This window comes from Actinomadura darangshiensis, from assembly GCF_004349235.1.
Classification (GTDB): domain Bacteria; phylum Actinomycetota; class Actinomycetes; order Streptosporangiales; family Streptosporangiaceae; genus Spirillospora; species Spirillospora darangshiensis.
On the sequence record NZ_SMKY01000500.1, the window covers coordinates 1 to 3760 of the forward strand.

At 72.8% G+C, this 3760-nt stretch carries 3 protein-coding genes; all 3 read right to left on the reverse strand.

Translation table 11 applies throughout. The features are described 5' to 3' along the window. Positions 1-708: 708 nt before the first annotated feature. Positions 709-2244 carry a sensor histidine kinase gene (locus tag E1293_RS45410; protein ID WP_279473365.1) on the reverse strand — a complete coding sequence of 512 codons (1536 nt, stop codon included), beginning with the start codon at positions 2242-2244 and terminating at the stop codon, positions 709-711. Further along, positions 2244-2978 carry a response regulator transcription factor gene (locus E1293_RS45415; RefSeq protein WP_207939507.1) on the reverse strand — a complete coding sequence of 245 codons (735 nt, stop codon included), beginning with the start codon at positions 2976-2978 and terminating at the stop codon, positions 2244-2246. Before E1293_RS45415 ends, E1293_RS45410 begins: the two co-directional genes overlap by 1 nt. Before the next feature lie 125 nt (positions 2979-3103). Beyond that, positions 3104-3643, reverse strand: a complete 540-nt coding sequence (def, locus tag E1293_RS45420; RefSeq protein ID WP_132206112.1) for a peptide deformylase — start codon at positions 3641-3643, stop codon at positions 3104-3106. Positions 3644-3760 lie beyond the last annotated feature (117 nt).

Below are 3760 nucleotides of genomic sequence, written 5' to 3' on the forward strand. Positions count from 1 at the left end.
CCCAGGGCCAGCGCCGTGGCGGCCCCCACCGCCAGCAGCTTCTGCCGCGCCGTCCCGAAGAGCCCGGCAGGACGCGGCGGCGCCGGCGAGACGTCACCGGCTCCCGCCCCGAACGCGGCCCACTGCCCGTGCGAACCCGTCCCCCCGAACGGACCGCCCTGCCCGGCCACTCCGTGCGAGCCAACCTGCCCCTGCGAGCCGAGTTGTCCGTGCGCGGGCGGCTGGTTGTGTGAGCCGGGCTGTCCAGGTGAGGTCGGCTGGCCGTACGGCGGTCGTGCCTGCGGTGCGGGCCGGCCGTGCGATCCGAACTCGCCCTGTGCGGGCGACTGGCTCTGTGGTGTGGGCTGGCTCTGTGGTGCGGGCCGGCTCTGGGGCCCCGGGTTGGTGTGCGGGGTGAAGGTCGGGTGTTCGGGCTCTTGCGGCCGGTCGTCGTTCATGTGGATCCCCCTGTCGTTCACTCACCATTGAGCGTGCGTCGCGGGGCTGCAGGGCTCCTGGATCCAACCTGGAAGTGTGCTGAACGCCGATATGTCACGAAAAACCGCGACCAGGGGGAGCGGTGCGACGTCCCCTCGGCCGCGGTCGCGGCGAGGCCGCCGATGGGCGGCGAAGCTGGCCAGGGCGCGAACTCCCGGTCTCCGTCGAGACCGGGGCGCGCCCTGTGCGTTCACCTAAGCGCACCCACCTGAACGTTGCCTGAAAGCTGCGTCAGTCTTCGGAGAGCGGGAGGACGACCTTGAACGTCGCGCCCTCGCCCGGCGTCGAGTCGGCCTCGACGACGCCGTCGTGCGCGGCGACCAGGGCGGCGACGATCGCGAGGCCGAGGCCGGCGCCGCCGTAGTCGCGCGAGCGCGCCTCGTCGGCCCGGTAGAAGCGCTCGAAGACGCGTTCCGCCTGCTCGGGGGACAGGCCCGGCCCCTCGTCGGTGACGGACACGACCGCGGCCAGGGCCCCGCGGAGCGTGCCGGGTGAGAGCCGCACGCCGACCGGCGTCCCCTCCGGGGTGTGCGCGATCGCGTTGCTGAGCAGGTTCCCGAGGACCTGGCGCAGCCGCGGCTCGTCCCCCCGCACCTGGTACGCCAGCCCTCCCTCGACGGACAGGTCGAGCTTACGTTCCGGTGCCAGGACCCTGGCCTCCTGGACGGAGTCGGCGGCGACGGCGAGCAGGTCCACCGGGCGCCGCTCGATCGGCCGCTGCCGGTCGAGGCGGGCGAGGAGCAGCAGGTCCTCGACGAGGAGCCCCATCCGGGACGCGGTCTCCTCGATCCGGCCGATCAGCCGGTCCAGCTCCGCGGGGCTGCGGGCCGCGCCCTGCCGGTAGAACTCGGCGAACCCGCGGATCGCGGTCAGCGGGGTGCGCAGCTCGTGGCTGGCGTCCGCGACGAACCGGCGCATCCGCTCCTCCGACCGGACCGCCGTCTCCTCCGAGCGCCGCGCCGCCGCCTCCGACTCGGCACGGGCCCCGAACGCCGCCTCGATCTGCCCGAGCATCGTGTTCAGCGACCGGCCGAGCCGGCCCATCTCCGTCCCCGGGTCCGCCTCTGGCACCCGCCGGGACAGGTCGCCGGCCGCGATCGCGCCCGCTGTCGCCTCCACCGCCGACAGCGGACGCAGGCTGGCCCGGACGACCCACACCCCGACGACGGCCAGCAGGCCCAGCACCAGCAGCCCCACGATCGCGTCGATCGCCACCAGCCGCCGCACCGTCCGGTCGATCTCGTCCAGGCTGAACGCGAGGACGATAATGGTGCCCTTGGAGATCGGCTCGGCCAGGATCCGCCACTGCGAGCCGCCGGTCCCGGACACCGTGAACGGGCGGTCGATGCGCCCGCTCATGTCGTCCGGGAGCTTCGGATGGCCGGACTCGCTCCACGCCGGGTTCTGCCCGAGGGAGCGGCCGTCGCTGGTGCGGACCTGCCCGTACACCTCGCTCGGAATGCGGACGGTGATCCGCGTCTGCCCGCGCTGCAGCTGCGGGATGGCCTGGTCGATCGCCCGCCCGACCGAGCCGCGCAGCTGGTCGTCGGTCCGCCCGATGAGGTACTGGCGCAGCACCGACGCGCCCGCCGCGCCCATCACCGTCATGCCGAGCGTGACCAGGACGAGCATCCCGGCGATCAGCTTGACGCGCAGCGACGTCCGGCCCCACAGCCGCGCGAGGCCCCGGAACGGCCGTCGCGGCTGCGCCTCAGCGGTGACGCCCGGCATCATCGGCTGGGTCACCGCCGACGACCGCGTGGCCATCAGCCCGTCTTCGACGGCTCGCGCAGCACGTAGCCGACGCCGCGCAGCGTGTGGATCAGCCGCGGCTCGGTGTTGTCCACCTTGCGGCGCAGCGCGGACACGTACGACTCGACGATGCCCGCGTCGCCGCGGAAGTCGTAGTTCCACACGTGGTCGAGGATCTGCGCCTTCGACACGACCCGGCCCGCGTTGGCCATGAAGTAGCGCAGCAGCTTGAACTCGGTCGGCGACAGCTGGATGGGCTTGCCGCCCCGCCACACCTCGTGGCTGTCCTCGTCCAGCTCGACGTTCGCGAACACCATCCGCGGCGGCGGCTCGGTCACGCCGCCGCGGAACCGCCGCAGGACGGCCCGGATGCGGGCGATGACCTCCTCCAGGCTGAACGGCTTGGTGACGTAGTCGTCGCCGCCGATCGTCAGCCCCTTGATGCGGTCCTGGACGGCGTCCCGCGCGGTCAGGAACAGCACCGGGGTGTGGTCGCCGCCGGACCGCAGCCGCCGCGCGACGTCGAACCCGTCGATGTCGGGCAGCATCACGTCCAGCACGATCAGGTCCGGGCGGTGCCGCCGCGCCGACTGCACCGCGTCCGCCCCGTTCGTGGCCGTGACCACGTCGAATCCGGTGAAGCGGAGGCTGCCGGCGAGGAGCTCCAGGATGTTCGGCTCGTCCTCGACGACCAGCAGCGTCGCCTCGGCCGCGGGCCTGCCGCCGCCGTTCACCGTACGTTCAACCACGTGCACAGTCCCCCTCCACATCAAGCAGAGATTCCCATCCCTACCTGAATGTCCCCTGAATGCGCACCGAGGATCGGGTGAGTGCGCGCACAGCGCGGGCGCCTACTCGCACAGCGCGGGCGCGCCTACTCGCGGAGGGCGCGGATGGCCCGCATCGCCTCGCGGCGGGCATCGCCCGACAGGACGTCGATGTAGACCTTGCCCTCCAGATGCCCGCACTCGTGCTGCAGGCAGCGCGCGAAGTACCCGGTGCCCTCGACGCGGACGGGCTTGCCCTTGATGTCCACGCCTTCGACGACGGCGTGCTCGTAACGGGGGGTCTCGAAGCGCAGCCCGGGGACCGACAGGCAGCCTTCCGACTCGACGAGCAGCTCCCCGCCGGCGGCGGCCAGCGTCGGGTTGACGACGTGCCCGATGTGGCGGCGCCCCTTGTCGTCCTCGCAGTCGTAGACGAACAGGCGCAGGCCGACGCCGATCTGGTTGCCGGCGAGCCCGGCGCCGTCCTCCTCGTACATGGTGACGAACATGTCGTCGACGAGGCGCTCCAGCGACGCGTCGAACGTCCGCACCGGGTCGCACTCGGTGCGCAGCACCGGGTCGCCGAGCAGCCTGACGGGACGGGCGGTCCCCCCGCGCGCGTGCCTCCGCTGAGTCCGTTTACTCACCCGAAGATCCTATAAAACGCGCGAAGCGGTGCGCCCGCTCGCTCGGGGCGCACCGCCTCGCGGTGACGCGTGGTGCTCTACAGCTCGATGGGGCCGCGGGGCTGCTGGGGCGGGATG

Bases quoted from the DNA above. Each gene is read 5' to 3' on its own strand.
- E1293_RS45410 (WP_279473365.1), bottom strand. From the start codon at position 2,244: ATGGCCACGCGGTCGTCGGCGGTGACCCAGCCGATGATGCCGGGCGTC.